This window comes from Proteiniphilum propionicum (assembly GCF_022267555.1).
GTDB lineage: Bacteria > Bacteroidota > Bacteroidia > Bacteroidales > Dysgonomonadaceae > Proteiniphilum > Proteiniphilum propionicum.
In genome coordinates this window covers 2278806-2303092 of record NZ_CP073586.1, presented here as the reverse complement: position 1 = coordinate 2303092, position 24287 = coordinate 2278806, and the positions used below count along the sequence as shown (strand labels likewise).

The 24287-nt window shown below is 41.5% G+C and carries 22 protein-coding genes and 1 pseudogene; 8 read left to right on the top strand and 15 right to left on the bottom strand.

Features of this window, described 5'->3' with window-relative positions; all coding sequences use genetic code 11:
- Positions 1 to 21: 21 nt before the first annotated feature.
- Positions 22 to 973 (bottom strand): annotated as a pseudogene (locus tag KDN43_RS09375) (IS30 family transposase).
- Positions 974 to 1168: 195 nt separating this feature from the next.
- Between KDN43_RS09375 and KDN43_RS09370 the strand changes: the two are divergent.
- The 3 genes from KDN43_RS09370 to KDN43_RS09360 are packed head-to-tail and all read left to right on the top strand — an operon-like array spanning position 1169 to position 3099.
- Complete coding sequence (locus tag KDN43_RS09370; RefSeq protein WP_238865613.1) at positions 1169 to 1423, top strand: hypothetical protein; 255 nt, start codon at positions 1169 to 1171, stop codon at positions 1421 to 1423.
- A 9-nt stretch (positions 1424 to 1432) separates the two neighbouring features.
- A complete protein-coding gene (locus KDN43_RS09365) occupies positions 1433 to 2074 on the top strand; it encodes a tyrosine-type recombinase/integrase (RefSeq protein WP_327065930.1) in 642 nt (213 codons plus the stop codon).
- The gene (locus KDN43_RS09360; RefSeq protein ID WP_238865609.1) at positions 2071 to 3099 is read left to right on the top strand and encodes a tyrosine-type recombinase/integrase; all 1029 of its coding nucleotides are present in this window, start codon (positions 2071 to 2073) and stop codon (positions 3097 to 3099) included. The genes KDN43_RS09365 and KDN43_RS09360 overlap by 4 nt, the downstream gene beginning before the upstream one ends.
- A 60-nt stretch (positions 3100 to 3159) precedes the next feature.
- Here KDN43_RS09360 and KDN43_RS09355 read toward each other — a convergent pair whose 3' ends face one another.
- From KDN43_RS09355 to KDN43_RS09345, 3 genes are read right to left on the bottom strand one after another with little or no spacing between them, the layout of a single operon-like run.
- Positions 3160 to 3999, bottom strand: coding sequence for a tyrosine-type recombinase/integrase (locus tag KDN43_RS09355; protein WP_238865608.1), 840 nt, complete (start codon positions 3997 to 3999; stop codon positions 3160 to 3162).
- Entirely contained in the window at positions 3983 to 5020 is a 1038-nt protein-coding gene (locus KDN43_RS09350) for a tyrosine-type recombinase/integrase (protein ID WP_238841707.1), read from the bottom strand. Before KDN43_RS09350 ends, KDN43_RS09355 begins: the two co-directional genes overlap by 17 nt.
- Positions 4980 to 6218: a tyrosine-type recombinase/integrase gene (locus tag KDN43_RS09345; RefSeq protein WP_238841706.1), complete on the bottom strand. Its 1239-nt coding sequence runs from the start codon at positions 6216 to 6218 to the stop codon at positions 4980 to 4982. The genes KDN43_RS09350 and KDN43_RS09345 overlap by 41 nt, the downstream gene beginning before the upstream one ends.
- A gap of 536 nt (positions 6219 to 6754) precedes the next feature.
- On the opposite strand from KDN43_RS09345, the gene KDN43_RS09340 reads away from it, so the two are divergent.
- Both KDN43_RS09340 and KDN43_RS09335 read left to right on the top strand, forming a co-directional pair.
- Positions 6755 to 7021: a transposase gene (locus KDN43_RS09340; protein WP_238841705.1), complete on the top strand. Its 267-nt coding sequence runs from the start codon at positions 6755 to 6757 to the stop codon at positions 7019 to 7021.
- 20 nt (positions 7022 to 7041) lie between these two features.
- Positions 7042 to 7845: an IS3 family transposase gene (locus KDN43_RS09335; RefSeq protein ID WP_238841704.1), complete on the top strand. Its 804-nt coding sequence runs from the start codon at positions 7042 to 7044 to the stop codon at positions 7843 to 7845.
- Between the two features lie 167 nt (positions 7846 to 8012).
- On the opposite strand, the gene KDN43_RS09330 is transcribed toward KDN43_RS09335, so the two are convergent.
- On the bottom strand, positions 8013 to 8576 hold the full coding sequence (locus KDN43_RS09330; protein WP_238841703.1) for a transposase: 564 nt from the start codon (positions 8574 to 8576) through the stop codon (positions 8013 to 8015).
- Between the two features lie 126 nt (positions 8577 to 8702).
- On the opposite strand from KDN43_RS09330, the gene KDN43_RS09325 reads away from it, so the two are divergent.
- The 3 genes from KDN43_RS09325 to KDN43_RS09315 all read left to right on the top strand — a co-directional run bounded on the left by KDN43_RS09325 (position 8703) and on the right by KDN43_RS09315 (position 9798).
- Complete coding sequence (locus tag KDN43_RS09325) at positions 8703 to 9002, top strand: transposase (protein WP_238841702.1); 300 nt, start codon at positions 8703 to 8705, stop codon at positions 9000 to 9002.
- 50 nt (positions 9003 to 9052) lie between these two features.
- Positions 9053 to 9424, top strand: coding sequence for an IS3 family transposase (locus KDN43_RS09320; RefSeq protein ID WP_238841701.1), 372 nt, complete (start codon positions 9053 to 9055; stop codon positions 9422 to 9424).
- 104 nt (positions 9425 to 9528) lie between these two features.
- On the top strand, positions 9529 to 9798 hold the full coding sequence (locus KDN43_RS09315) for an IS3 family transposase (protein WP_238841700.1): 270 nt from the start codon (positions 9529 to 9531) through the stop codon (positions 9796 to 9798).
- Between the two features lie 382 nt (positions 9799 to 10180).
- Here KDN43_RS09315 and KDN43_RS09310 read toward each other — a convergent pair whose 3' ends face one another.
- The 10 genes from KDN43_RS09310 to KDN43_RS09265 all read right to left on the bottom strand — a co-directional run bounded on the left by KDN43_RS09310 (position 10181) and on the right by KDN43_RS09265 (position 24252).
- The gene (locus KDN43_RS09310; protein ID WP_407681790.1) at positions 10181 to 11986 is read right to left on the bottom strand and encodes a DUF349 domain-containing protein; all 1806 of its coding nucleotides are present in this window, start codon (positions 11984 to 11986) and stop codon (positions 10181 to 10183) included.
- Positions 11987 to 12941: 955 nt separating this feature from the next.
- The gene (gene der / locus KDN43_RS09305) at positions 12942 to 14255 is read right to left on the bottom strand and encodes a ribosome biogenesis GTPase Der (RefSeq protein ID WP_238841698.1); all 1314 of its coding nucleotides are present in this window, start codon (positions 14253 to 14255) and stop codon (positions 12942 to 12944) included.
- Positions 14256 to 14371: 116 nt separating this feature from the next.
- A complete protein-coding gene (gene era / locus KDN43_RS09300) occupies positions 14372 to 15265 on the bottom strand; it encodes a GTPase Era (RefSeq protein ID WP_238841696.1) in 894 nt (297 codons plus the stop codon).
- A gap of 19 nt (positions 15266 to 15284) precedes the next feature.
- Positions 15285 to 16289, bottom strand: a complete 1005-nt coding sequence (locus KDN43_RS09295; RefSeq protein ID WP_238841695.1) for a beta-ketoacyl-ACP synthase III — start codon at positions 16287 to 16289, stop codon at positions 15285 to 15287.
- A 90-nt stretch (positions 16290 to 16379) separates the two neighbouring features.
- Complete coding sequence (gene rpmF, locus KDN43_RS09290; protein ID WP_238841694.1) at positions 16380 to 16565, bottom strand: 50S ribosomal protein L32; 186 nt, start codon at positions 16563 to 16565, stop codon at positions 16380 to 16382.
- Positions 16566 to 16593: 28 nt separating this feature from the next.
- Positions 16594 to 17178 (bottom strand): YceD family protein, encoded by a 585-nt coding sequence (locus KDN43_RS09285; RefSeq protein WP_238841693.1) that lies wholly within the window; start codon positions 17176 to 17178, stop codon positions 16594 to 16596.
- A gap of 111 nt (positions 17179 to 17289) precedes the next feature.
- Positions 17290 to 18375, bottom strand: a complete 1086-nt coding sequence (locus KDN43_RS09280) for a phosphotransferase enzyme family protein (RefSeq protein WP_238841692.1) — start codon at positions 18373 to 18375, stop codon at positions 17290 to 17292.
- Positions 18376 to 18428: 53 nt separating this feature from the next.
- Entirely contained in the window at positions 18429 to 19076 is a 648-nt protein-coding gene (locus KDN43_RS09275) for a carbohydrate-binding family 9-like protein (RefSeq protein WP_238841691.1), read from the bottom strand.
- 287 nt (positions 19077 to 19363) lie between these two features.
- Positions 19364 to 20878 carry a BACON domain-containing protein gene (locus KDN43_RS09270; protein WP_238841690.1) on the bottom strand — a complete coding sequence of 505 codons (1515 nt, stop codon included), beginning with the start codon at positions 20876 to 20878 and terminating at the stop codon, positions 19364 to 19366.
- A 17-nt stretch (positions 20879 to 20895) separates the two neighbouring features.
- Entirely contained in the window at positions 20896 to 24252 is a 3357-nt protein-coding gene (locus tag KDN43_RS09265) for a TonB-dependent receptor (RefSeq protein ID WP_238841689.1), read from the bottom strand.
- Positions 24253 to 24287: the final 35 nt, after the last annotated feature.

Here is a 24287-nt window from a genome sequence, read left to right as displayed (position 1 = left end):
GAGTCAACCAGCAAGTGCAATTTAGTAATAATTTTTGTAAAACTCTATTTTAGGATTGCTAAAGTCTAATTTTTCTCTTGGTCTTCTGTTTAGTTTATGCTGTATTTCTTTTACTTTCTCATCAGAATAATCTTTAAATGTTGCTCCTTTTGGGATGTATTGCCGGATTAATTTATTGGCATTTTCAACAGCTCCTTTTTGCCACGATGAATAAGGATCAGTGAAATATACCGGTACTTTCAACTTTTTTGTTATCAGTTCGTGTGCTGCAAACTCGGATCCGTTATCTGTTGTAATGGTTTTCAGTTTGTCCTTATAAGGCAGCAACATAGCAATGACTTCCTTGCAAACCTGCTTAGAGTCTTTGCCCATAGGCAGTTTTCTCATCATTATAAAGTTTGTATTTCTTTCTGTCATTGTCAGTATTATTTCCTTTTGTCCGTTTCCTATTATGGTGTCCATTTCAAAATCTCCAAACCGGCTTCCGTCGGCCTCTTTTGGCCTTTGGCGAATACTTTTTCTGTTGGGTATGTTAGTGGCAGAACCTACGGGTCTTTTTTCTGTATTTGAGCTTGTGGCGGCAGTGCTTGTAAAGGTTTCCTCCCGATTTCTTATCTTGCCTGATCCATTGATAAATAGTCTCGTGAGAGATAGATATTTGATCATATTTTGCGAGATATCCGCTGATTTGTTTGGGCGACCAATCTTTGCGAATGAGACGGATTATTTTCTGTTTAATCCACTCCGATGTCGATCTATTGCCCGGTAAACGTTCTTTGCGCTCTTGGGCCATCTCTTGTGCCAAACGCCATGAGTAGCCTCCAGTTTTGTTTTTGTTACGGCTTAATTCCCTATAAACCGTAGAAATATTTACCTTTATCTGCTTGGCTATTTCAGACTTGCTTGTTCCGTTTTGTAAGCCTAAATAAATAGCATATCTTTGTTCTGAAGTTAACTGTTTGTATTTTTTCATAAGCAACATAATAGTTAATTTTAGGGAGACTTCGGTCTCCTTTTTTATTTTTTTATGTTGCTGATTGACTAATTGTTTTTTTCAAAACCCCTTAAGCACTTTTGAAAGGGGATTTTGGAAAAAAACAATTAAGATAAGAAGTGTAATGTAATCAAATCTTTTGCACTTCTATCTTGAACTTAGTAATACCTGCTAATGAAGCGTATGTCGGGCTTTAAATACGAGACTGAAGGGAGAATGATGGAAATGTTTGATCAGTATTGTTTTGATACCGGTTTTAACGGCGATGAGTTAAATGATGAGTTGGTTAATAACTTTTGTTACGGTATACATTATGAAAAGGCTTCTACAAGATATAAAAAGGAAAAAATATTAAGAGGATTGGCTCAATACTTATGCAGTATCGGATATTCCTCTTATATCTGTCCTGTAAAGTCGGCTCCTCCATAACACACTTGTATACCATATATTTTTTCCGAAAAGGAACTCAGCCTTTTTTTTCAGGCGGTGGATAATTGCCCTCCACATCCGTTGAGCAACCGTCACATGATTGACAGATTAATGTTTCGTATGATTTATGGTTGTGGTTTACGATTGTCGGAAGCGCTCAACCTAAAGCTTAAAGATGTTGATACTGTTGACGGAACATTAAATATAATACAGTCTAAAAACAATAAAGACCGGAAAATCCCAATGGCAACAAGTTTGGTAAACAGGTGTATAATATTAAACAAAGAAATACACCTGTTCAGCGATGAGAATACATATTATTTTAAAAGTCCGTTAAACAGACGTCTTGATAGAAGTACTGCATACCGGAGATTCCGCGAATACTTGTGGATTGCGGGCATCCCGCATTCCGGTCACGGACCAAGAATCCATGATCTCCGCCATTTATACTGCATTCATTGCTTGAAACGATGGGTTTTAGAGGGAAAAGATATCACTAACCTTTTCCCTTATCTCAGCGTTTATTTGGATCACGCTGATTTTAGGGGGACACAATATTATCTTCGTTTGACAGCAGATCTTTATCCGGATATAATAAGCAAGACGGAAGCTACGTTGGGATATGTTATTCCAGAAGGGAGGCATCTATGAAAAAAGCAAACGATTTTGCCTGGTATTTATCTCGTTTTATGACAACATATTTATCAGGAGAGAAAAAACTAAGTACCAATACAATTGCCGTTTACAGGGATACTTTTCGGCTTTTCCTTTTATTCTGTGAACAAAAGCTGAAAATAGCACCTGACCGGATAACAATCTCATTGTTCACTAAAGAACTTATTATTAATTATCTGGATTGGTTGGAAGCTGAGCGTAAATGTTCTATTACGACAAGAAATCAGCGTTTATCTTGCATTCATGGCTTTTTTAAATACGTACAGAAAGAATTACCCGAAAGAATGTTTGAAGTACAAAGAATTATTGGAATCCTACCTGGAAAAACTGCGAAGACAATCGTACCTTATCTGACTGAAGATGAACTAAAGATACTTTTTCAGCAACCTGATATTAGGACAAAACAAGGAAAACGAGATTTGGTATTATTAACACTGATGTATGACAGCGCCGCAAGAGTACAAGAAATTGCAGATCTAAAAATGAAAGATATAAGATTGAATACTCCAGCCGTTATAACACTTCATGGGAAAGGTAATAAAACCAGGCTTGTACCGATATTAGGAAGAGTAAAGGATCTGTTAACCGGATATCTGGAAGATCATAAAAGATATTCCTGGGGAATAGCACTATCTGACATCCCGGTATTTTGTAATCAAAAACATCAATCGTTAACGCGGTGGGGAATCTCCTTTATATTGAAGCGGTATGTTGAAATGGCCAGAAAAGACATTGAATTCACGGTGAATTTTCCTGTTACACCGCACGTACTTCGCCATTCTAAAGCCGTCGGAATGTTGAAATCAGGCATTAACTTGATATATATCAAGGATTTTCTAGGTCACTCAAATGTTTCAACGACTGAAGTATATGCTCGTGCAGATAGTGAAATGAAACGTAAAGCTTTAGAAGAATCCTATAAGGAACTTTATACACATGAAATGCCCAAATGGAATGAAGATGAAAACCTTATGCAGTGGCTAAATAATTTAAGCAGGTAGGCATTGACTATATAAATATGGGGAGTGTTTTATTAATAAATCATAGAATATCAATCCTTTTTATTCTTCACTCCCCATATTGTAGCGCTCTACATATTGACGTATACTGTGACAGCTTATGTTCTCGGGAATGAGCTCGGGTGATTCTTTCCGTGCCATACCGACATAGGCCTTTAGTATGTAAGATATGCCCTTACGCGTAAGTTTCTCATGTCGGTTGTTGAAGAATAGAGGTGAAGCAGCCAAGTTGCTGTTGTTCAATTCGTTCTCCTCCATATACGATCTAAGTATCGCAACCTGTTCTTTGACAAGCGGCACTATTCTCGCTTTACGACCTTTGCCATACAAACATATGGTATATGGTTCATGATTGATGCGGACGCTGTCAACGGTAAGATCTGCAATCTCCTGAACACGGGCAGCGGTGTCATACATCAGAGAGAGAATGGCAAGATGACGTCTGCCGTTCCACGTGGATGTATCAGGTTGCGCCAACAGCAACTTGACACCCTCTACCGATAAGTAGTTCAGTTTACGTGCATCACTCTTCATTGCTTTGATGACAAGGATGTTCTGCCACTGATCCATCATACTAATGACAGCATATTGCAAATATGAACAGAAAGAATGTATTGCTGCAAGACGGTAGTTGCGTGTGGTCGGCGATACATTTTTAACATCAATGAGCCATGCAAGAAAACCGAGTACATTCTCACGGGTGAGATGCTTCAATAACAGTCTGTCAACGGATATGCCACGTTCATTCTTCATGTAATCAATATATTGGACAAACGTATCCCTGTATGACGATATCGTGTTCGCACTCACATTACGCTGGTGTGTCAGATAGTCTGAAAAGAAACGACTCAGGTGCTTTGCAAAATCAGTTGTCGTAGTCATAGGCTTTACATATTTGCGGATATACGAAAACATTAATCGGGGAACACTGCTCTTCCAGTTCCGGATACATGGCACATGTGAGATGCACATATTGTTCCGTTGCAGATAACGAATGATGACCAAGGTTTGCAGAGAGGATAGGTAAACTTGCGTACAAGTCCATTCCCATGCGGCTCATCTGTACCAGCGCATGTACGGCATAGGTGTGGCGCTGGTCATGCACCCGTGGTCCCATGTGGTTTCCCTTGTGTGGTATGCCACATTCGACAAGCAATTTCTTAAAATGCTGATATACAGCATTGGGAGAGATGCCCGTTCCGTCGGATTTCACAAACAGCAGTCCGCTGTCTTCTGCGACATGTGCCAATGGCATGGCATTGCGGTATGAGATATATTCTGCCAGGACTTTGGTCATTTCATCACCCAAAGGTGAAATCCGTTCACTGCCGTTTTTGGTCTTGCGCAATAGGATGTAATGCTCGTCAAGATGCACATCGGAATTTCTTATGGAAAGTGCTTCTGATACCCGCATGCCGGTTGCGTACATCAGTCGCAGCAGCGCAGGCATGGATATGAGTGCCGTTCCCATGCGTATGTCATACAATCGGTATTTGTCTGCCGCATCAAATATGGCCTTTATCTGCTCGTCTGTAAAGATGGTGGGAGCAAAATTCGGTTTTGGCTGCTTTGGCAGGCATGGTATAAAGCAGGAACATCCTCTGCGGCACATTAATGTCGTGAGCTGTGACCAGACAGAGTATTTTGCATAGAGTGTCCTGTCACAATCGGCTTTTCGCGTTTTGCGCCATTCGGTAATGAACTCCTCGGATATGTGTGGGTCAGTAAGTCGATAAGCACTGGCATAATCGTCAAACTCCTTTAGTATCCATTTTGTGCGCAATGCACTGATGCCGGCAGAATTTTTTATTCTGATCAGTTGGTTCATATACGGAGCCAACACACTGTTGTAATGGAATTGCTCAGCCATAGAAAGCACCTCCTCTCTGCATATAGAAGCCATCGGACACAGGTGTTACAGGCAATGCGCATTTTAGAAGCGATGAAATGTCGATTTTCAAATATGTCAATGTTGTCTGCGTACTGCGATGTCCCAACGTTTCAGATACTATCGGTATCTGTGTGCCTGCATCAAGCATTGCGGTGGCAAGAGAGTGGCGTAGGGCATGGGGCCCATGATGTTTACCACCCGTGTCGATTCCGGATTTCAAGATTGCACGATTAATGGCAGAGCATACTGTGTGATTGGTCGCTGCCCTAAACGGAGCGCGACAGGATAAAAATATGTGCTGCGACTCGGACTTTGGCCTTCCATGTCGCAGATAGTCGATAATCGCATTGCCGACATCTGCAATCAAAGGCAACTCGATACTCTTTTGCGTTTTTTGCATCCTGAGTGAGATGACATTGTTATCCCAATCAAGATTGGCAAATTGCAAGTTTGCTATATCTGATGCCCTCAATCCAAGACGTGAAGCCAACAGTACCATTGCATAATCACGTTTGCCAACATTACTGCTGCGGGAGAGTGATTCCTCAACACGTCTGATCTCTTCTTTCGCATAGAACGAGGGAATGCGCTCGGGATGCCTGACCTTATATGTGTCAAATAATTCGTCAAAGTGTCCATCTACCACTCCCTTCTGCATCCAAAAACGGAAAAGTACCCGAAGTGCAGATACAATATTTACCTTGTTCGTCGGATGCGACGATACGAATACAAGTATATGCCATTCTGTTATCTCCCTCACACAACGAACGTTATGTGCTGTGAGATGAGCAAGGAACTCACTCAAGTACAAACGATAATCCTTTAGCGTAGTCTCACTGCGGCGCAGGTTCGTTAGATGGGTGATGAGTTTCTCCATCTCTCCCCCAATCTCACCGAGTAGAGCATGATGTACCGGCTTGAGACATCTCAACCTGATTCGCCCTATGGTCAGCATGTCATCAACGACCTGTACACTGCGTATCTTTTCTCGTTCATGATGACGCACATTGCCGTTGAAATGGCACGTGGTTACAAACTCTTCTCCAACAGATGGAGAATAATACTTGATGCCCTTGTCGGACATGAAACGAAGGATGCAGGCTCGCCAAAGACTCCTGTACCTGCTGATCCGCTGTTCAGTGTAACAATGGTCTCTGAAATAAGCGATGCATCTGTCAATCAACTCATAGATAGTTACTTTTTCTTCCATAAACAATGATATTAAGTTGGGGCTTATGCCTTGCCTCAAATATAATATTATGGACAGTAATTATGTGAAGTTGATTGAAAACATTCTGGAAAATCAACTATGTAGAGTGTAAACAATACTTCTACTTCCCATAACGATTTGCTTCCCATAAAAGCAAAACTCGATTTGAAAACGGGTGCGGTAATACTCTATGACATCCTTCCCGCTCATCTTAGGATCGGTAGAGAAGAACAGTTTTGGTTTTTTTCCATCTTAGGAATACCAGACGACAAGCCTGACCATCTGTTTAAGAGATTTTGAATAGGCTATCAAGGTGTAGAGATCACCGTTATCAATATTGATCTTTTGCACTCTGGTTGTATCCAGGTTGGCCATGTCAATCTTTCCGTCGTAGAGTTTAGGTCTGCCTTTCTTGCCCGTTGGTTTCTGCAGTGTTGGATAATAGAGTGCGGCGTCATCCCTGTGTAACCTTCCCTATTTGTAGGACAGTTCCGAGTTAGACAAAATTATTAACTTTGTTTGGCATAGGAAATAAAATGAAAAAAAAAGTACACAGTGAGTCAGAGAAGGTAAAGGCAGTCCATCAACTTGAAAGTGGGGTGGATGCCGCAGTTGTAGCTCGTGACTACAATATATCCAGGGCTACCCTTTATAATTGGAAGTCCAAGTATAGTGGAATGGAGATCAGTCAGGTTAAACGTCTCAAAGAGCTTGAAGATGAGAACCGCACGTTGAAACAGATGTATGCTGACCTTGCACTTGACAACAAGATACTGAAGGAGGTCATCGAAAAAAAACTCTAGAGCCCGAGGTAAAGAAGGAATTGGCAGGAGATATAGTGGAAGAATATGGTATAAGCATCTCTCGGGCGTGCAAGCTGATGGACATCCATCGCTCCTACTTCTATTATACTGACAAGAAAGATGACACTGAAGTTGAAGACGCAATCCGTGCTGCCGCCAACTTCGGTGATGGCTTCTGGAAGATTTATTCAAGGCTGAGACGTGAGGGTAAGACATGGAACCACAAGAAGGTTTACAGGGTTTACAAGGCAATGCACTATGAGAAGCGAAGCCGTTTGAAGAAACGTCTGCCTGCAAGAGTGAAGAATCCTCTGGTTATGCCTAAAGAGCCCAATGTTACCTGGTCCATTGACTTTGTCAGTGACAGGATTGAGTGCGGAAGACAATTCCGTGTTCTTAATATCATAGATGATGCCTGCAAGATTGCCGTGACACAGGAGATATCGATGTCCATGCCGGCAAAGCGTGTCATCAAAGTTCTGGAAAAGGTCTTATGGCTTAATGGCAAACCAAAGAACATACGCTGCGACAATGGTCCTGAGTTTATCGCCCAGGTGTTCAAAGATTGGTGTAAAGGCAATGAGATAAACATTATGTATACTCAGCCTGGTAAACCCACCCAGAACGGCTACATTGAACGCTTCAACGGAAGCTACAGAAGGGCTGTACTTGACAGATACATTTTCCGAAACTTGTCTGAAGTCAGGGAACTGACAGAAGCCTGGCGGAATGACTACAACGAAGAACGGCCCCATGAGGCGTTGGACAACATGACACCCTTTGAGTATAGGGAAGAACTGATAAAACGAAAGGAAGCAGTATGACAGATGTTTTGACAAGCAAAGGTAACACTAGCCACTACAGCGGTCAAGGCCAAGACGAGTGCCCTGGCGGGCAGTCTTGCCCGCTGTATCGTCTAGTATTGGGAGTGGCTTATCAAAAATCTGTCCGACATCATAACATTGTATACATAAATAACTAATTTAGCAGTCTAATCAAAGACTGTCCTAAAAAGGGGTAGCTTACACCTGAAACGGCTGACCAGATCAAACTTCATCTCCTGCAGACCCGTAACGAAGTTGTTCTTTGCGAAGTAGGCATCAGCAACCACGTAACGGCTTGTCCGATGGAGTTTATCCCGCATCGATTCAAGGACCAGCAGGTACCAGTCGATCAGGTTCGCATCGCGATTCTCCAGGGTTTGACGGTCCGGAGTCTGAACGGCCTGTAGACTTATGCAATCCTTGTTATCAATGTCGATAAGGCCTACTCCCAGGATTTCCAATCCTCTTTTCGCCTGACCGGCTGCACCCGACCAGAAGTAACCAATCCAGGGGGTATTCTTTCCGGATTTGGATATATAACTGGGATCAATGGCAATAGCCTTGCGATCTCCGGTTAATACCTTGTCAGACAAAGACAAGTTAAACTCCAGCCAATCAAAATCCTTCGAGAAGTTCTGGCGAAATCGCTGTTCACACGACTTGCCATATCTCCCCAATTGTAGGAAATTAATCCTGCCGGGAATGACCAGGTATAAAATAAACGTCTCCATAAGGAATGATTTGAAACTTTTGTTTAACTTCGTAGTTAGTTTACCAGGAACATCACTACAGATACCTTGGAATTACTAACTTAGCCAGGACACAGAGTTAAGCATAAAAGCTTATTTTTGTGTAATATGAGTAAACAAAGAACCCATTTTGACAAGGCATTCAAAGAGAATGCGGTCAAACTCAGTTTAGAACGCATGAATATTTCCGAGCTTGCACAGGAATTGGGTATTGCACCCTTTCTTTTATATCGTTGGCGGAAAGAATACCAGCAGAAAGGGGAAGCCAGTTTCCCCGGACACGGAGTCCAGTCATTAACTGAAGACAACAAAAGGATTGCTGAACTGGAAAAACGTCTTGGCGAGGCTGAAACGGAGCGGGACATATTAAAAAAAGCTTTGAGCATCATCTCCAGGAGAGATCGTTGATCTATCTCTTCATAAAGGAATATAACTCGAAACAATGGACGATCGAGGTGATGTGCAGAGTATTGAAAGTACCCGGGAACAGTTATTACCGCTGGCTTAAAGATCCGGAGGGCCAACGCATGCGCAAATATATGGAGCTGGATGAAAAGATCAGGGATGCATATTTTGCTGCCAAGGGACGCAATGGAAGCCCCCGGCTGGCGAAGGATTTGCAGGTATCCGGAACTCCTGTCTCGAGAACCACTGTAGCATGCCATATGAAAGAAATGGGCTTGCGCAGCAAACTCTCGAAACGATTCAAAGTGACGACGGATGCCTCTCACAACTATAAGGTTGCACCAAATCTGCTGAATCGCAGGTTTAATCAGAATGAGCCTGTGAAAGCGTGTGTCTCTGACCTGACCTTATATCCCATACCGTAGTTCCGGCCATCAGGATGGCAGGGCAGGAACAGACCTTTTGTAGAAGGAATGATATTTCATTCTGACCGGGCATCCAGTATGCCTGCAGACAAACTGTAAACCTGTTGAAATCCTTGAAGCTGGAACAAAGCATGAGCGGAAAATGCAATTGCTGGGATAATGCCGTGGATGAAAGCTTTTTCAAAACTTTCAAATCTGAATTGGTCTATGGTACCAAACTCAAAACAAGAGAGCAAATGCGCTTGTATGTATTTGAATATATTGAATCCTGGTATAATCATAAAAGGAGATTCTCAGCATTGGGTAACTTAACCATTGATGAATTCTGGAATCAGTATAATCTTAAAAAAGAATCAATTAAAAATGTCGCTTAACTTTTTGTCTCAATTAAGTTTGCAAGTCCACCTCTATATTGGTTAAGTACGCTGGTTTTATCCATCTTCAAAGTGCTTCGAAATACTGTAAAGATGCTGATAGCCAGCTACTTAACCATCTTTTTTATGTTAAACTATGTTATGTAAATCATTGAATTTTAATTAGTTAATTTAATATTTACCGAAGTATTGAGAAAACAGCAGCATAAAAAATCAAAAAAGAAGCTGCCCTTTTGAAACAGCCCCCTTGATTATTATCTAGTGAATCAATACATGAGTCCACTTTAATAAGTCGTTTTGTGAAAATATAATATTTGATTTTCAAGTGATTATGATATCAAATCTTCTAATTTGAGACTTTTTCAAGCAGACTCATACATCATTATAATTCCGCATCAATGGCCCCGATTTTTTTGACAATTAGCTGCAGTTCCGATTTTATTTTTTCCATCTTCTGGTTCATGTCGTCGAGAAGATGATTCCCTTTCTTGGATGAAACGGAAAGGAAGCCAATATTATTCTCATAGGTCTGTAATTCCCCTTTCATACGTTCATATTGGCGCATAAGCCTGTCACGTTCACGGAGAAGTTGTCCTTTAGCATTTCCGGACTTTGCCATATCGGAGATATTGGTTTTGAAACTTTCCAGTTTACGTTCAGCCTTGTCAATATTCAAGCGATCGAACTGAGCTTCGGTAGCTTCATAAAATTCGCGATAGATGCGATCCTTAATTTTATACGGAACATGCCCTATTGAGTACCACTCGTCCATCAATTCACGCAACTCCTCTAACGCTTTGTCAACACTCAATGAGTTATCAAGATTGTTGATTGTCTTGACAACTGCTCGTTTAGCTTCAAGATTTCTAGTCTCTTCTTCATATTGCGATGAAGTATGTAACTTCTTCTGTTCAAAGAAATAATCGCATGCTGTGATAAATCTCTTCCAGATACTGTCAACATATTTGTAAGGAACGATGCCAATACTTTTCCACTCTTTCTGAATTTCGATCATATCCTGAGTAGTTTTCTTCCAGTCCCTACTATCTTTCATTTCTTCGGCGCGTTCGCAGAGGATTGTCTTTTTCTTCAGGTTCTCTTCCATCTCTCCACGAAGAGACTTATAGAAGTTGTTCTTGCTCTTGAAAAACATATCGCATGCAGCGCGATAGCGTTTATATATCTTAGTATTCCATTTTCTAGGCACAAAGCCAATTTGGCGCCATTGCGACTGTATTTCAAGCACTTCCTTCACCTTATTATTCCAGTCTTTAATGGTTTTAAACTGACTGTAGTCTATTGCTTCAAGCTTTTCACACAGAGCTGTTTTCAATTCCAGGTTTTCGGTCTCTTTCCCTCTCAGCTCTTCAAAGTGAGCCTGATATTTTTTGTTGATATTGGTAGATGCTTCTTTAAACCTATCCCAGATAAGCTCTCTCTCTTTTCTGGAAACAGGCCCAATCTCCCTCCATTCTTGATGGAGATTTTGCAACTGATGGAATGCGGAGATCACATCCTTTTCATCGTCGAGCCTTTCAGCCGCTTCGCAAAGTTCAGTTTTCAATTCAAGGTTCTTCTTGAAGTCGTACTCCCTGAATTCGTTATTAATTCGAACCAGATCGTAAAACTTTTCAACGTAGCGCTGATAAGATCTCCATAACTCATTGACTTTTGACTGTGGAACCAGTTTAATTTCGCTCCACTCCTGCTGAAGATTTTTGAACTCCTGGTAAATTTTATTGAAATCTTCCTGTCCCTGATTCTCGGTCAGTACTTTTATCTGTTCAATAATTGCCAGTTTACGTGCTACATTCTTCTCTTTTTCTTTCTCCTCTTTTGCAAGAATTGCTGCTCGTTTTTCCTTTATTTTCTGAAGCAGATCTTTACCTTCGATAAAAATTTCAGATTCTTTTGCAACAAAGTCAATCTCTTCTCCCCCTTCAGACATAAAAATCTGTTTCTGAGCTTCAATCTCATTTCGTAATGAACGATAGAACTGATTTTTATATTCATCAACATCCTTTCTTTTCGGATTTTCAGAATTTAGCAAATCACGAAGGTGTTGTACAATTTCATCTATTGGAAGCAGAGAAATACCACTATCTTCAGATACAGTATTTTCATCCACATCGTCGTCTTCATCTTCGGACTCCTCCTCTTCAACTCCATCTTCCAAAACATAATCAATATCGGACTCATCTCCTTTTGTTTTCTCTTCTGAAGAAGTTTTAATTAAAGCTGAAGGTTCGGTTGCTTCGGGCTCTGAAGTTACAGGCGCGGTTGCTTCCGGCTCTAAAGCTGAAGGCTCAGCATTTACCTTTAGATCAGAATTTTTTTTGGCGGCAACACTCTCGGCTGTCTGGCTCTCAGCCTTATCCTTTCCAGTTTCATCATCAGTTTGAGTTATATTCAAATTGGGTACAACCTCTGGATTTTCGGCATTAATTTCTGCGGTAGTAGCTTCTTCGGACGGCACTTCTGCGGCACTATCTTCAACAGAAATTATTTCATAAGCAGCAGTCTCTTCAACTTTCACTCCTGCTCTCACGGTTGCTTCCGTTTCTGATTCTTTCGTTGATTCTGTTGCGACCTCTTCCAGTAGCTCATCCATAGGATCTTCTTCTATAGATATTTCCTGATAATTACCTTTTAAAGTCGACCCTTGTTCCTTTGTATCAGGATTAGGATTGTTAATTGTTGTTTTTTCGTCGACGGTTAGTTTTTCGCTCTCAATATTGTTTTTCGTATCCATCAGTAGTCCCTCATCATTATACTCGTTCCTTTTAAACGAGATGTTACGTTTCAAATTTTCTTTTTTTAATATACGATAGCAGATTTTATCGTCGTATACTAATTTAAAAGTTACACAAATTAAGGCATTTTTTTTGTGATTGCATAAGATTAATTCATTTTTTTTCGTAAATACGTAAGTTACATGCGTAATGATGCATTGGAAGGTGTTTTATTTACCTGCCAATGAATAAAATCTTTATAGTTAAACTAAAATAACGGTTAAAAGATGAAAATATGAAATTTGCTTAAGTGTTATCTTTAATCTTTGGAACGATAACTAAATTGAGTTTATCTTGAATATTAAGCTAGCTTAAGTTTTATCTTTAAGCCAGATAAAAAGAAGCAGGTTATTATTTTTCCCTGAAGAATACATTTATAGGCGTTCCTGAGAAATTCCAGTTCTCACGCATTCTGTTCTCTATGAAGCGCCTATATGGTTCTTTAACCCATTGAGGCAGGTTGCAAAAGAATACAAACGAAGGCACTTGTGTATTAGGCAGCTGAGTAATATATTTAATCTTAATATATTTACCCTTATTTGCCGGAGGAGGAGTTTTTCCGATTATGGGCAAAAGCACTTCGTTAAGTTTGCTGGTAGCAATTTTGCGTTTTTTATTCTGATAAACCTCTTTGGCTGTATCCATTACTTTAAGAATTCGCTGTTTTGTTAAAGACGATCCGAAAATAATTGGAAAATCGGTAAAGGGAGCCAGTCTATTTCGAATAGCATTTTCGAACGTTTTCATCACAATATTGTCTTTCTCTTCAACCAAATCCCACTTATTGACAAACACAACCAACCCTTTGCGGTTTTTCTGGATAAGTGAAAATATATTCAAATCCTGGCTCTCAATTCCTCTTGTTGCATCTACCATTAGCACACATACATCGGCATTTTCGATAACCCTTATGGAACGTATGACTGAAAAATACTCCAGGTCTTCCGTTACTTTCCCTTTTTTTCGTATACCGGCAGTATCTATAAGGTAAAAATCCATACCGAACTTATTATAGCGCAAGTAGATTGAATCGCGTGTTGTACCGGCAATATCAGTCACTATGCTCCTTTCTTCACCAAGAAGTGCATTTATGATAGATGATTTACCCACATTGGGGCGTCCTACTACTGCGAATTTTGGAATATCCTCTACAATTTCCTCCTCGCTATCTTTCGAAAACAGTGCAAGGATATGGTCAAGCAGGTCACCTGTTCCTGAACCATTTATTGCAGACACGTTAAACGGGTCACCCAGGCCGAGCGAATAAAATTCAGCAGATTGATGCCCAAGATCGAAGTTGTCAGATTTATTGGAAACCACTACTACTTTCTTATCCGATCTGCGCAGCATCTGCGCCACACTCGAATCCAGATCAGTTAAGCCGTTCATCACGTCAACCACAAAAAGAATTACATCTGCCTCCTCAATGGCAATGCGTACCTGTTTGTTTATCTCATCCTCCATAATATCCTCGGAGTTTACCACCCATCCACCGGTATCAACCAACGAAAACTCCTGACCGTTCCAGTTCACTTTTCCGTACTGGCGATCGCGAGTGGTCCCTGCTGTCTCTGTTACAATGGCCTGACGGCTCTGTGTCAACCGGTTGAACAGTGTGGATTTTCCTACGTTGGGGCGTCCTACTATGGCTACTAAGTTTTGCATAATTATTAGTTTTTTAGAATCGGGATATATAGCTAATACTCCACGCTATATGAAGTCAAAAAGATACAAAGCTACAGCTGTTGCAACTCGTAATATAACAAATTATAAATAAAAAATCAATCGAGCTTGTATCCGAATGTCCTCAGCATATTATCTCTGTTGCGCCAGTCCTTCTCGACCTTGACATAGAGTTGCAGAAATATTTTTTTCTCGAAGAAGAGCTCAATGTCTTTTCGTGCCATTATTCCAAGCCTTTTCAGTGCATCGCCTTTATGACCAATGACTATACCTTTCTGAGTTTCACGCTCTACAAGAATAATAGCACGAATACGAATGATATCAATCTCCTCTTTAAATTCTTCCACTACAACCTCAATTGAGTAAGGCACCTCTTTCTGATAGATCAACAGAGCTTTTTCGCGGATGATCTCAGCAACAAAAAAACGGGCAGGCTTATCGGTGAGTGCATCTTTCCCAAAATAGGGAGGTGAGTCTGGGAGAAGTTCCAGGATCCGCTTCTGAACAATATCTACGCCAAAATTATTTAATGCTGATATAGGATATATCTCTGCTTTTGGTAGCAATTCTTTCCATTGTTCTACAAACCTCTCAAGCTCCCCCTGGTTGGACTGGTCTATCTTATTTATTAGCAACAACAGAGGTAAATCCAACTGTTGTGCTTTGACAAGAAATTCATCATTCTTATCTATCTTCTCAACTACATCTGTTACATATAGCAACACATCTGCGTCTTCTAAAGCAGATAAGGAGAAGTTCAGCATCGATTCCTGCAGCTTATAATTTGGGCGCAGCACTCCCGGCGTATCTGAATATACAACTTGATAATCAGGGGTATTTACAATTCCGACAATACGGTGACGCGTTGTTTGAGCTTTTGCTGTGATTATTGATATCTTCTCTCCTACCAGCCGGTTCATCAATGTGGATTTCCCCACGTTGGGATTTCCCACAATATTAACAAAACCGGAACGATGTTTTAATTGCTGCATTTCTTACATTCTTCTGTAATTACTGTTTGTTTCCGTTGTATCCCCATTTCAGGTAAACGCTACCCCATGAAAAGCCAGCTCCAAATGCAGTAAGGATTACATTATCACCTTTTCGCAACCTGGATTCCCATTCCCACAAGCAGAGGGGGATGGTCCCGGCACTGGTGTTTCCATACCGTTCAATATTTATCATTACCTTTTCGCGTGGCAAGCCTGTACGTTGAATTGTAGCATCGATGATACGCATATTAGCCTGATGAGGGACCAACCAGTCTACATAGTCGGCGGTGAGGTTATTTCGATTCATAATATCGAGTGATACCTCTGCCATTCGAGAAACCGCATTTTTAAACACCACTTTACCATCCTGTTTCACTGTATGTTCCGATTTATCAACCGTTTCATGAGTTGCCGGGAATCTGCTTCCACCGGCCTTCATCTGCAGCGGCTGATACCCCGATCCATCTGTGTGAAGTTTAACATCAATAATTCCCAACTCTTCTTCGGTAGGTTCAATAAGTACAGCTCCTGCAGCATCACCGAACAGAGGACATGTTGTACGGTCCTTATAATCGGTTATGGAAGACATTTTATCGCCTGCTAGTAAAATAATTTTCTTGTATTTCCCTGTTTTGATTAATCCGTTACATATTTCCAATCCATATATAAAACCGGAACATGCTACTTCCATATCGAAACAGAAGGCATTTTTGATACCTGCGTTCTCTGCAACTATGGAAGCTGCGGAAGGAAAAATATGATCGGGCGTTGAAGTTGCAAAAACAACAGCCTCTACCTCCTCCGGAAGTGTCCCGGTTTTTGCCAGTAACTCTTTCACTGCCTTTGTTCCTAACACCGAAATACCCTGTTGTTCACCCTTAAGGATTCGTCTTTCTTTAATTCCAACACGTGTCATTATCCACTCATCCGATGTATCCACCATTGTTGAGAGCTCCTCGTTGGTTAATATGTAGTCGGGTACACTTGCTGTTATACCGGTGATTACGGCATTTAGTCGTTTCATCGTCGTATAAATTATTTGTGAGAAAAAAACCCTGAAAGTTATCATGACATTTCAGGGTCTTTTATTTCGAAAAATTGTATTTAGGAATAATTATGCCGTCACATTTTTTTCTATAGCCAATTTTCCTCTATAGTAGCCGCACTCATTGCAAACTGTGTGATATATATGCCATGCACCACAGTTTGGACAAATTGCCATTGTGGGCAGTTTGGCATGGTCGTGTGATCTTCTTTTTCCTTGTCTTGCAGAAGACTGTCTTCTTTTTGGATGTGCCATTTGTATATTTAATTTTACTGTTATATAATCAATTCTCGTCTAAATTCAATCCTTTGAGGGTATCCCATCGGGGATCGTTTGCTTGTGTATCATCATCATCATCATCCGGATAGTTGTCTTCATCGGCAGCCTCGCCTTCTTCTTCATCCTCATCGGAACTTACAGCACGATGTTTGCGCAATTTCGAATACACAGTCCTGTTACATTCTCCTGCAGGATGCACATGTTTTATAGGGATAGCCAGAGCAACAAATTCATAAAGAAACCAGGCAATGTTTATCTCCCCTTCGTCCTCGGGGATGATTACGATCTCGTCGCTCTCTTCGGAATACTCTTTTCCGAATTTCACTATCAGCCTGTTTTTAGAATCCACTTCCAGGTCCATATCATCTAAACACCGTGTACAGGGGACCTGAATAACGCCTTTCAAAACTATATTTAATTCGAAAGTAGATGACGTTCTTTTCACGTTTACCGTCACCTTCACGTTCCCTTTCTTCACTTCATCGCCATCGATGGTTTCAAAATATTTCCTATCCAGGTCATACTCAAAAGTATGAATCCCCGCGGAAAGATTTTTCAGGGAAATATTGTACAAGCTATACTTTGCCACTTTTTTCTACTCAAAATAAAGCGGTGCAAAGATAGTAAATTTTTCTTACACCGCTTGTTTTAATCTATATATTTATTATCAGAAGTTTGAAATACGATATTCCAAATCAAACTACTTTACAGCAGCTTTCATTACAATATTCTGCATCTCATCAAAATTTTCCTCCAGGCTCTGCAACAGTTTAAACTGTGCTTTGGTACGCACCAGATTATGCTCGGGATAAGCGATCTTATAATAAGTATCTCCATCAATGTAATCGGTAAAAAAGCGTACAGTCTGCATATATGTAAGCAATTTTGAACCAAAAGCAAGATTTTCAATTTCCACATCAGTAAGGAATGAAGAAGCTTTTTGCAGATAGCCTTTGGCATATGCTTCAAAGATTTCCAGATCAACTGATACGTTATCGAGATTTTTATCATCTTCAGCTCCTTTATTGGCCCCTGTACGAATAAAATCGCCAAAGTCGGAAAGTACAAAACCCGGCATCACAGTATCAAGGTCTACCACGCATAACACATGATCGTTTTCGTCGAACAGAACATTATTTACCTTTGTATCACAATGATTTGTACGTTTCGGAAGTTTCCCTTCCCTGTGCAATCTCTCCGCCTTGCACATCTCTTCAGCACGATCTTCAATCTCCTTTACCAGACCGGACACTTCTTTCAGTCGCCCTGCCTTGTCGGCCTTCACAGCCTCTTTAAAAGTCTCCAAACGTGATTCCATATTGTGGAAGTTTGGAATGGTTTCAAACAGCGGTTCTCCCGGAAGATCGGAAAGCATCTTCTGAAAATCTCCGAAAGCCATTCCGGCACGATAAGCCAGTTCTGGATTTATATCATCGTAGCTCTTGCTATCTTTTATAAAATCCATCATTCTCCAGTAATTACCCGAATCATCTTTGTAATACAATGCCCTTTCTTGAGTAGGAACCATTGTTAGCACCTTTCGTTCTATATCCGTAACCCCTTTTCCCTGAAGTTTTTTACGGATATGGTTGGTTACCCTGAAGATATTATTCTGTAATTCAGAAACATTTTTAAAAATATGGTGATTAATGCGTTGCAGCACATACTCTTTACCAGTTGTTACCACTTTGTAAGAATCGTTTATGTGCCCTTTTCCTAACGGTTTAATTTCCACGTTGTCATCGTGTCCGATGAATTGAAATACAATCTCTTTTAGTTTGTTCATATGATCTGTCATTAATATTTTAAATCTGTTTAAAAATATCTACTCTCAACTGGTTACTCTAGCTCTAATAGTCCAAAAAACTGAGGAACATGAAAATTAGGTTTAGGAAGGTCGATAGGATTCCAGCTTAAAAAGTGAGGTTCGGGAGTCTCATCGCCACATTTGTAGAAATTCGCTCTGATCTTTTGCCCGGAAAGTGATTCATGGTTACCGAATCCCAATGCTTTTTTTGGTATTTCAAGATACATGGTCCAGTCGCTCACCTGCCTTTCTCCTTCATATCTGTGACAGATGGTGCCATGCCTGAAAATGGATGCCATATTTTCTGTTTGAGGAACTCCTTTTTCTCTTGTTTCATGAGAGCGTGAAAGTAGTACTCCCAACACATTACACTCAAAATTGCGATAACCGCTTTCTCCTTCACGTTGCATAAAGAATTCCACACAGCTATCTTCCCATACCGATCCGAAGTCTTCAGTATTTACTGCACGGACAGCCTCACCCGTTACCATATAAAAAAGGTAGAGCATTTCCCCGTCATGTGCTACCCTCACTATTACGGGCAGGGTTTTGGAGAAGTCTTCCTTCCAGTTCACCTGATCGATAAGCGCCTCAGCTCCGGCTTCATGAAGCATCTTTATCTTATCGAATACTGTTTCAAGTTGTGAAAGATTTTGTCTTGGCACCTGTAATGTTTTCATATAATTAAAAATTAGACTCAAGAGTCAATACACAAGACATTCATCATAACCTTGTGTGATTTTCATCTCATGAGTGTTTTATACGATATTCTCATAATTTTTCCTCAAAGATATTCTTTTTAGCGAAAATGGGCAAAAAAATATTACAACCACACAGAAATTAGCAAAAAAATGTATTCACCTGACTACAGTAAACACCGCATAACAAATTATTGTTACGCGGTGTTTATGATCTGTAACACAACTCAGGCTGTATGTTACGTTGCTTATCGAGTGTTACGTATTATTTATTCTGCGCTTACGTGGCTGAAATAGAAACCATTTGCAAGTTGAGCTGCTCCACTATAAGAACTCTTAGTCGCAATAACGGTTAATGTATCTCCAACCTTAATACCTTTGGTAGCCAACAGGTTCTTTCTGGCATCGCCGGTTGCGCCATACCCCGGATAACAACCATACAGATAAATCTCACTGCCGCCGTCTTTCAAATATAGATTTCCGTACACCGCATCAGCAATCGATGTAATTTCACCGGTTACCATATAGTAATCCTGGCTGGAATCGGGTTTGGTCAACACCTCGGCAATGGTAGCAGCCGTTACCGGAATAACGCTCTCCAACACGGCAGAAGCAACCTGAGGAGTACCTTTATATTCGGCACGTTTGCCCACAATGGTGATGATGTCACCAACTTTCAAACCTTTAGTTGTGAAATCTTTGATACCATACACATAGGTTTCACCAGAAAAATCTCTTATGTATAAATTGCCATAGGTTGCATGGGCAATGCTGGTGATCACACCGGTCAAACGGTATTGCGTGTCGCCCACTGCAGCAGCAATAAATTCTGCCACCGAGGCTTTCACAATGGCTCCTTTTTGGCTCAGCGTTGTTTCTGTACTATACTCTTTAGATCCGTCAGTGGTACGGAATGTGAGGATGGTTCCACGATCTCCCCCGGTATTGGCAGCAGCCTTGAATTTCACGACAGCATTCGTTCCTGCCGATTGGATGGAGGAAATTGACAACCATGATTTGGCATCTTCCGGAATTTCCACCGATACGCCCTGCCCTTTGCAGGTAAGGTATGCGGTGAATTCACCCCCTTCAACAGGAAGCACTTCGTTTTCAACAGAATCAACTTTCACCAGTGATTTGTTGATTTCGACAACCGTTACTTTTACCAGTTGGGGCGTTCCTTTATAGGTAGATTTCGGCCCTTCAACGGTTACTTCATCGCCCACTTCAAGCCCTAAACTCAAGAAGTTTTTCTCAGCGTTCTTTTTGTCAAGCGTACCATAAATATATAGCGTACCTGTTTTGTCGGTAATAAACCAGTTGCCATAGGTGGTGTTTTCAATTTTTGTACAAACACCCGTTACGCGGAAAGTTTTTCCATCGGGACCGGCATTCACTTCAGCCACCTTAGCTGCGGTAGCTTTTACTACACCTTGACCGATGTTGATTCGCTGCGTTTTGCCTCCACAATGAAGCAGCACCTCCGCGGCGCGGCCATCGACGGCTTCCGGGGCGGTGAACGTAAGTTCTGTTTCACCGGCATTTCCCGTGGTTGTCGATATCGTCAACCATTCGACCTTATTTTTATCGGTAGTAACTTTCTCTGCCGTCCAGCTCTCTTTAGCCGTTACGGTAATGCTTGTGGAACCGCCTTTCATAGGGATAGCTACGTAGGACGACGATACCTGAATTTCATCAAGCAGCGTCACACTCTCTTCATCGGCACAACTAATCATCAAGGTTAGTATTGCGATGAATAATGGAAATATATATTTTAATTTCATATTGTCTATACTTTTAATTAGTTGAAAATATACTTGATACCAATTGAAGCATACCAGCACTGCCCCAAAGAGTAGCTTGGAGTGAATGTTTTGGTATCGCCATTGATAGAAGCAGGTGTAGAGAATGTAGCCACACCGTCGGCATCAACACCTTCGTATTTGAGGATACGAGCTTCCGTACCTATTTCCGGATTCAAATATTTGGCCACACCCCAACTATTGTTGAACAGGTTCATCACGTTTTTTACATCCAGGCTAAGCTGTAGCTTATGCTTGTCTTTGCCTGTATTGACAACAAAATCGTGTTTGTAGCTAAAGTCGATACGATGTACCCAGGGTGAGTAAACGCTATAGGCTTCAGCATACTTTCCTTGCTGGTTTTTCAAATAATCATTGGCATGCACATAGTCCATAAAACGCGTTTTGTCGCCTTCCGAGACAAAGCGGAATTGGTTCTTTGCGACTTCATCGTCAGTAGGCACGTAGATCGCATCGTAATTGTAACCGTCGCCATTTATATCGTTAACCATCATGTAGGAATAGTTTGCCCCACCGCGCCATCCTTCATAGATCAGGCTATAGTGATTACCGCTCTTGTCGTGGGTAGTCAACGAAGCTACGAGACGATCGGGTGTGTTGTACTGCGAGTTGTGCAGCTTGATGTGGTTGGGCCCTTCTACTGTTGGAACGTATGTAAATGCAGATTCAGCGTTCGATCCGGGCATACCGGTTACGTCTTTAGCAACTGTATGTGTGTACGCTGCCATCAGGCTGAGCGATTCTGTTGGTTGGGCGTTGAGGGTGATATTGGTCGACCAGCCATAACCCCGACTGGTGTTTTCCAGCACAAATGCCTTGGTACCGGTACGATAACCATCGGGATAAATCGGGCGATTGTCCACGCCGTTGAAACGGGCAAAACCACCTACCGATGGAGTGCTCCAGTCGGAAATAGAAACACCGTTGATGGTTTTGTTAAAGATTCCTTCTACCGTTACCGACGATGGGAAAGAGGTTGGTAATGCATAGTCAACGGCAAGCGATGTTTTCCATACTTGTGGCATTTTAAAATCCGGATCTACGGCTGCAATCGCCGAAGGAACCGTCCCGTCTTCAGGTGATATGGTTGTAGGATAACCCAATGAAGCCAATTTATTATAAAGGGCAGAGATGGTCGCTTTTCCGTTGTCATCCGTGACAAGGCCGCCGGCAAACTGCGTCATATCAACAAATCTGTTTCCATCAGCGTCCGTAGTGTACGAACCACTATAGCCCTCGTACCCTTTAACAATTTTCTGTGTCTTCCCATCATAAACTTTGGTCTTGCCATTTATTTGTGCCTGATACTGCACCATCCCGCCGTTGGTAGGCATATTGGTAAAAAACACAAGAGGCAGGTTTCCGGAGAAGAGACCGGTACCTCCACGCACTTTCAGGCTCTTGTCTCCATAGGTATCCCATACAAAACCAACACGAGGAGAGAGAATAACACTTGCAGAAGGCCATTTACCGGTGTCGATATGACGGCCGGAATAATCAATATCGTAGATCGCTTTGTTCGTCATCAGGTCACTGTTGTTGAAGAACAACCCATCTATACGGAGTCCATATGAAAGTTTGAGTATTTCACTAACACTCCAATCATCCTGTGCGTATGCACCGATTTTGTTCGTTCTCACGCGAGCGGCAGGATTGCTTTTGCCATCGTAACCATAGGTAAGGTTTACAATTTCAGGTACTCCTCCGTTTAAAAAGTCGTCAAGACTAGTGTAGCGATAATATCCGGTGCCGTTACGCATATAAGCATTATCCGCCATCTTATATTCGTATGCTATACCTCCCACGATTTTGTGATTCCCCATAAAGTGGGTCAACTCATCCTTGATGTTCAACACGTTGTTGTGAACACCGTTGTTCCAGGTGAAAAGTTCATATCCCAGAGACATATAGGCTTGATCGTTATTTTCCGCATCTTTTTTTAAAATATCAATGAAAGGGAACTCTGTTGAATTCGTTCCACGAAGATCGTCAAGCTTTGAGAAAGTAGCCAGAAATTGGTTAGAAAGGTTGTCAGACAAGCGGCTGTTCAAATCGAAAGAGAATGAATGAACCAGGTTGTCCATTGAATACATAGAGTTGGCAAAAGCCATGGAGGCTTTAGACATTCTGGCCTCCGACACACGGGTACCCCCGTCCATGGAGGTTGCATTGGGTGATATCCATGAAAGGTTTTTGGTGTAGTTATAACGCAGAGCCAGGCGATGCTGGTTGTTGATGTTCCAATCCAAACGAGCAAGAAGTTTGCTATTGCTTTCATCCGCTGGAAAACTAGTGTAAGATCCCGTTTCGTATCCATATTCACTTCGCACGAAATCTGAAACTCTCTTCAGATCACTTTCGGTTGTGCGGGAGATATAATTGTCCGGATCTGCCACACCATTTATTGAAGCTCTCCAACGATTGGCAATTGTTGGTATTTTAGCCATTTCTCCGTTTACGAAGAAAAACAATTTATTTTTAATAATGGGACCACCAATAGTGAAACCGTAGGTGGTATTACGGTCTTTCTCACGGGCACCCTGAATCTGCTGGCCTTTCACCGCATCACCCCTCAGGTTCTCATTCCTATGATATACGTATGCGGTGGCTTTGAAAGTATTTGTGCCCGATTTAGTAATGGCGTTCACGCCGCCCCCGATAAAGTTGGTCTGACGAACATCGTATGGAGCGATAACAACCTGCAATTCTTCAATCGCTTCAAGAGAGATAGGATTGCCTCCACCAGGGAGCCTGTCACTCAAACCAAAGTTATTGTTGAAATTAGCTCCATCCACAGTAAAGTTAGCCGTACGGCCATCGGTGCCGGCAAAGCTCATGCCATTGCCTCCATAAGGTGAAAGACGGGTAACGTCCATAATACTGCGGCTTACAGTAGGCAAATTAGCGATCTGGTCATTGGTAATATTGGTCACTGCCCCAGTTTTCTCTGTGGAAAATTTGGTGCGAAGTGCAGTAACCACAATCTCATCCAACGAAGTGGCTTCTTCAGAGAGCACCACATTCAATACATAGTTCTCACCTAAACTCAACGTTATGTTGTTGGTTGTGCTTGTACCATATCCGATGTAAGAAATTTCTACGGTATACGGTCCGCCTACTCGCATACCGTTTAGGTTGAAGCGGCCCTCCAAGTTGGTTACAGTACCATAAGTTGTTCCTGAAGATTGGTGTGTAGCAATCACCGTTGCACCGATAACGGCCCCCTCAGCATCGGTAACCCGTCCGCTCATACTGGAATTGGTTACCTGAGCTTGCATCACAGCAGCAAGCATCACAAAAAGAGCTACTGTCAAAAATCTCAATCTTTTCACCATAGATTATTAGTTTAAATTAGACATTAAATGAAATA

What these genes read in the sequence shown, in the direction of transcription:
- KDN43_RS09370 (WP_238865613.1), top strand. Translation starts at nt 1,169, where the DNA reads ATGAAGCGTATGTCGGGCTTTAAATACGAGACTGAAGGGAGAATGATG.
- KDN43_RS09360 (WP_238865609.1), top strand. Translation starts at nt 2,071, where the DNA reads ATGAAAAAAGCAAACGATTTTGCCTGGTATTTATCTCGTTTTATGACA.
- KDN43_RS09355 (WP_238865608.1), bottom strand. Translation starts at nt 3,999, where the DNA reads ATGACTACGACAACTGATTTTGCAAAGCACCTGAGTCGTTTCTTTTCA.
- KDN43_RS09350 (WP_238841707.1), bottom strand. Translation starts at nt 5,020, where the DNA reads ATGGCTTCTATATGCAGAGAGGAGGTGCTTTCTATGGCTGAGCAATTC.
- KDN43_RS09345 (WP_238841706.1), bottom strand. Translation starts at nt 6,218, where the DNA reads ATGGAAGAAAAAGTAACTATCTATGAGTTGATTGACAGATGCATCGCT.
- KDN43_RS09340 (WP_238841705.1), top strand. Translation starts at nt 6,755, where the DNA reads ATGAAAAAAAAAGTACACAGTGAGTCAGAGAAGGTAAAGGCAGTCCAT.
- KDN43_RS09330 (WP_238841703.1), bottom strand. Translation starts at nt 8,576, where the DNA reads ATGGAGACGTTTATTTTATACCTGGTCATTCCCGGCAGGATTAATTTC.
- KDN43_RS09325 (WP_238841702.1), top strand. Translation starts at nt 8,703, where the DNA reads ATGAGTAAACAAAGAACCCATTTTGACAAGGCATTCAAAGAGAATGCG.
- KDN43_RS09320 (WP_238841701.1), top strand. Translation starts at nt 9,053, where the DNA reads ATGTGCAGAGTATTGAAAGTACCCGGGAACAGTTATTACCGCTGGCTT.
- der (WP_238841698.1), bottom strand. Translation starts at nt 14,255, where the DNA reads ATGCAAAACTTAGTAGCCATAGTAGGACGCCCCAACGTAGGAAAATCC.
- era (WP_238841696.1), bottom strand. Translation starts at nt 15,265, where the DNA reads ATGCAGCAATTAAAACATCGTTCCGGTTTTGTTAATATTGTGGGAAAT.
- KDN43_RS09295 (WP_238841695.1), bottom strand. Translation starts at nt 16,289, where the DNA reads ATGAAACGACTAAATGCCGTAATCACCGGTATAACAGCAAGTGTACCC.
- rpmF (WP_238841694.1), bottom strand. Translation starts at nt 16,565, where the DNA reads ATGGCACATCCAAAAAGAAGACAGTCTTCTGCAAGACAAGGAAAAAGA.
- KDN43_RS09280 (WP_238841692.1), bottom strand. Translation starts at nt 18,375, where the DNA reads ATGAACAAACTAAAAGAGATTGTATTTCAATTCATCGGACACGATGAC.
- KDN43_RS09275 (WP_238841691.1), bottom strand. Translation starts at nt 19,076, where the DNA reads ATGAAAACATTACAGGTGCCAAGACAAAATCTTTCACAACTTGAAACA.
- KDN43_RS09270 (WP_238841690.1), bottom strand. Translation starts at nt 20,878, where the DNA reads ATGAAATTAAAATATATATTTCCATTATTCATCGCAATACTAACCTTG.
- KDN43_RS09265 (WP_238841689.1), bottom strand. Translation starts at nt 24,252, where the DNA reads ATGGTGAAAAGATTGAGATTTTTGACAGTAGCTCTTTTTGTGATGCTT.